Genomic DNA, 4,545 nt, shown 5'->3' with positions numbered 1-4,545 from the left:
GTCCACACCAGGTTGGACTTGCCCGGGTGCGCCGGGTCCTTCACCACGGTCGCCGAGCAGACGGCCGATCCTTCGGGGGAGTCGAAGCGGAGTGCCCCGCTCGCTCCTCAAGAGCTGGTGGCGGGTGCCGGTGGGCGGGGCCCTGCCGATGGCGGAGGCCTACCGGCGCGACGAGACGCTGTGGCTGCCGGACGAGCGCGCCACCATGGTGCGCTTCCCGCACTTCACGGCCGGGCTGCCCTACTCCTTCGGCTCCGCCTACCAGCCCGTCCGGGCCGGCGGCGAGGCCGTGGGCGTCCTTGTCGTCCTGCGCTCGGCGGCGCGGCCACCGATGGAGGCGGAGGCGGCGGAGCTCGCGCTGCGCCCCGCCGAGCGGGCCATGGAGGAGCGCCTCCACCACCTCGCCACGGGCCGACCGGACCCGGACGCCGCCGCCTGTCCCGTCGAGTACGACGACGAACCGATCGGCGTCCGGCTGCCCACCTCCGCCGCCCGCGCGGTCCGGGTCGGGCTCATCGACTGGGACCTGGACAACGACCGCTGCACGGCGGACGACGAGGCCCTCGAACTGCTGGGCATCGACCGGGCGGCCTACGGAGGCACCATCACGGACGTAGCGGCCCGGGTCAGCCCCGACGACCTGCACGAACTGCGGGAGAGCCGGCACGACGCCCTGGCCGGCGGCCGGGTCAGGTCGCGGCACTTCCGGGTGCGGGACGAGTCCCGGGGCGAGGGGAGGACCGGATACCGGCCGGTCGAGTTGTGGGGCCACCTCGTGCACGGCGGCCCCGGCTCCGCGCGGATCCTGGTGGGCGCTCTCGTCGACGCGGGTGGCGGTCTCACCGCGGCCGAAGCGGCCGAGCGGCTGCCCGACGGCCTCTTCTCCCTGGACCAGGACGGCCGTCTGACGTACGCCAACCGCCGCTGCGAGGAACTGCTGGGCGCCGGCCGCGAGGACCTCTTCGGCCGCTACCCGTGGGAGGTGATCACCTGGCTCCGGGATCCCGCGTACGAGGACCGCTACCGGGCCGCGATGCTGTCACAGGAGCAGGTGTCCTTCCTCGTGCGGCATCCCGACGGGAACTGGCTGAGCTTCGTGCTGTACCCGGACGTGCACGGGCTGACCGGCCGGGTCTTCCCGACCGGGCCTCCCACCGGGGCCGAGCAGGGGCCGGAGGCAGATACCGCCACCGGTCCGAACCTCACGGCCGCCGCACCGCCGCCCGGGCCGGTCGCCGCCGCACGGGCCGGAGCGCTGTACCACGTGGTGCAGATGGCGAGCGTGCTCACCGAGGCGGTCACCGTGCAGGACGTCTGCCGAGCCGTGGCCGAGCAGCTGCTGCCCGCCTTCGGCGCCCGGGAACTCGCCCTGTACACCGTTCGCGACGGCCGGATGTACCTGCTGTGGGAGTCGGGATACCCGGAGGGCTTCCTCACCCCGTTCGAAGGCGTCACCCTCGACACGCAGCTGCCCGGCGTCCACGCGCTGACCACGCGGCTCCCCCTGTTCTTCGAATCGCCCGAGGACCTCTCCGTCGCCTATCCGGGCATCACCCTGGACCGCATGAACGCCTGGTCGTTCCTGCCGCTGATCGCCTCCGGCCACTCGGTCGGCTCCTGCATCCTCGGCTGGGACACCCCGCACCGGTTCACCCCCGACGAGCGCTCCGCCCTCACCGCGCTGAGCGGCCTGGCCGCCCAGGCGATGGAGCGGGCGCGGCTCTACGACTCGGAGTCCGCCGTCGCCCGCGGCCTCCAGGAAGGGCTGCTGCCGCACCGGCTGCCCGCCGTCGAGGGCCTGCGCACCACCGGCCGCTATCTGCCCGGTACGCAGGGCATGGCGATCGGCGGCGACTGGTACGACGTGATCACCACCGGGCGTGGCGTGGCCCTGGTCATCGGGGACGTCGAGGGACACAGCGTCGGGGCCGCCGCGGTGATGGGGCAGTTGCGCAGTGCGGTGCACGCCTTCGCCGCGAGCGAGCGTCCGCCGCAGGAGGTCATCACGCACACCAACCGGTTGCTGACCGAGCTGGAGTCGGACGTCTTCGCCACCTGCTGCTACATCGAACTCGACCCGGCCACCGGTCGGGCCCTCGCGGTGCGGGCCGGCCATCCCCCGCCGCTGCTGCGCCACCCCGACGGGCGGGCCGAGACGCTGGATCTCGTGGGCGGCGTCATGCTGGGCGTGCAGCCCGACTCGGTGTACCCCGTCACGGCGCTCACCCTGGCCCCCGGCAGCGTTCTCGCCCTGTACACCGACGGGTTGGTGGAACGGCCCGGCAGCGACATCGAGACGGGCATCGACGCGGTGCGGCGCCGGCTGTCCGAGACCTCGGCGGACTCGGTGGAGCATCTCGCCGACCGGTTGGTGGGGACGGCCCGTCAGGCCAGGGAGCGGCCGGACGACGTGGCGCTGCTGCTCACGGCGTACCGGTGATTGCGCTGCTCGGCGCAGGGCATGCTGCCCGGACCCCCGGCCGATCGGACGAACGGCCGTACGAAACGGCGCGGAGTACGGTGGGCGGGGACCGAAGAGCAAGGCGGTGGTGGCGGTGGAGTGGCAGCGGTACGCCGAGCAGATGGCGCTGCTCGCCCGGGATCTGGTCGCGCGGGATTCGGTTCAGGCGACGCTGGACGCGATCGCGGCGTCGGCGGTGAAGCTGATCGAGGGCTGTGACGCGGCGGGGATCCTGACGGTCTCGAAGGGCCGGGCCGTGACGCTGGCCGTGTGCGGCGACCTCGTCGCCGAGTCGGACCGGCTGCAGGGCGAGCTCGGCGAGGGGCCGTGCTTCGACGCCGCGCGCCGCGTGGACGGGGAGCGGCTGTTCCGGATCGCCGACATGACCCGGCCGCAGCCGTCCTGTCCGCGGTACAGCCGGGCGGCCCGCGACCTCGGGATCGGCAGCATGACCGGCGTTCTGCTCTACACCGACGAGCAGGACTTCGGCGCGCTGAACCTCTACTCGCGCCGCGCGGGGGCGTTCGGCAAGGACATCGAGGCCGCAGGGTGGCTGCTCGCCTCGCACGCCGCCGTCGCCCTGGCCACCGCCCGTACCGTCGACCAGCTCGAACACGCCCTGGACACCCGGCACGCCATCGGTGAGGCCATGGGGATCCTGATGGAACGCCACCGGATGAGCGAGGACGAGGCCTTCGGTGTGCTGCGGCGCATCTCGCAGGACCACAACCTCAAGCTGCGCGACGTGGCCCGGCGGGTCCGGGCCGCCCACCCCGATCAGGTCTGAGGGCCCGGTTCGGCCTCATGCCTGTGCCTCGCGCAGGCGGGAGGCGCGCAGGAGGATCACCGCGATGTCGTCGGTGTGCTGTCCGGTGGGTGTGGTGTGGCGGACGAGCCGGTCGATGAGGCGTTCCAGGTCGTGTCCGTCGGCGGTGTCCAGGTGCCCGGCGAGATCGGTCGTGGTGCGGGTGACGTCGCTGCCGGGTAGTTCGACGAGGCCGTCGGTGTAGAGGGCGAGGGTCGTGCCGGGGAGCAGGGGCACGGTGGTGACCGGGTAGTCGTCCCCGGCGTCGATGCCCAGCAGCGGGCCGGGCTCGACCTCGAGGACGGCGGCGTGGTGCCGGGCGTGGCGCAGCAGCGGTGGCACGTGTCCCGCGCTGGCGAAGGACGCCTGCCCCCGGCTCAGGTCGAGCTGGACGTAGAGGCAGGAGACGAGCAGTTCGGAGTCGAGGTCGGCCAGGAGCCGGTTGGTGCGGGCGAGGACCTGGCCGGGTGCGGCGCCGGCGGTGGCGTGGGCGTGGATGGCGGTGCGGACCTGCCCCATGAGGGCGGCGGCGGCGACGCTGTGGCCTTCCACGTCGCCGATGACGGCGGCCGCGGTCGTGTCGTTCAGGCGAAGGACGTCGAAGAAGTCTCCGCCGACCTCGGTGCCGTGGCCGGCGGGCAGATAGCGGGCGGCGACGTCGAGGCCGGGCAGCCGCGGCAGGGCCCGGGGCAACAGGGCGCGCTGCAGTTCGTGCACGAGCCGGTGTTTGGTGTCGTAGAGCCGGGCGCGGTCCAGGGCCTGGGCGATCAGGCCGGACAACGAGGTGAGGACGGCGCGTTCGTCGGCGGTGAAGGTGTGCGGCCGGGCGTAGGACAGGATGCAGCAGCCGACCGGGCGGCCGGAGATGATCAGGGGGAGGAACGCCCAGGCCTGCTTGCCGCTGATCTGGGGTGCTTCGGGGTAGCCGGCGGCCAGTTCGGCGGGGTCGGCGAAGAAGGCGGGGGTGCCGCTGGCGAGGACCTGGCCGGCGGGGGTGAGGTCGGTGTCCAGGGACAGGGCGTCGAGCCGCTCCATGACGTCGGCCGGGTAGCCGTGGTAGCCGGTGATCGTCAGCCGTCCGGCGTCGACTCCGGACAGCACGAGGCCCTGGGCTCCGAAGGCGGGCAGGATCTGGTGGGTGATCAGTGCGACGAGGTCGCGCACGGTCACGGCCTCGGTGAGCGCGCAAGGCAGTTGTGAGCGAGCTGAGGCTTTGGGGAGACCGATGGCTCACCTGCGGCGCACAATGAACACTTTTTGTTCACACTTCCCTTGACCC

2 protein-coding genes and 1 pseudogene are annotated in these 4,545 nt (G+C 73.1%); 2 read left to right on the top strand and 1 reads right to left on the bottom strand.

Annotation, left to right across the window (positions count from 1 at the left end; translation table 11 throughout):
* Window positions 1-148: 148 nt before the first annotated feature.
* The gene (locus ABZ281_RS39200) at window positions 149-2,440 is read left to right on the top strand and encodes a SpoIIE family protein phosphatase (protein WP_356662771.1); all 2,292 of its coding nucleotides are present in this window, start codon (window positions 149-151) and stop codon (window positions 2,438-2,440) included.
* A 115-nt stretch (window positions 2,441-2,555) separates the two neighbouring features.
* On the top strand, window positions 2,556-3,248 hold the full coding sequence (locus ABZ281_RS39195; protein WP_356662770.1) for a GAF and ANTAR domain-containing protein: 693 nt from the start codon (window positions 2,556-2,558) through the stop codon (window positions 3,246-3,248).
* Between the two features lie 15 nt (window positions 3,249-3,263).
* Here ABZ281_RS39195 and ABZ281_RS39190 read toward each other — a convergent pair.
* Window positions 3,264-4,451: pseudogene (locus ABZ281_RS39190) on the bottom strand (GAF domain-containing SpoIIE family protein phosphatase); the annotation flags it as partial.
* Window positions 4,452-4,545: the final 94 nt, after the last annotated feature.

It is taken from the genome of Streptomyces sp. NPDC006265, assembly GCF_040613555.1.
Lineage (GTDB): Bacteria > Actinomycetota > Actinomycetes > Streptomycetales > Streptomycetaceae > Streptomyces.
The sequence above is the reverse complement of the archived record's forward strand: the minus strand, read 5'-3'. Positions and strand labels throughout refer to the sequence as shown.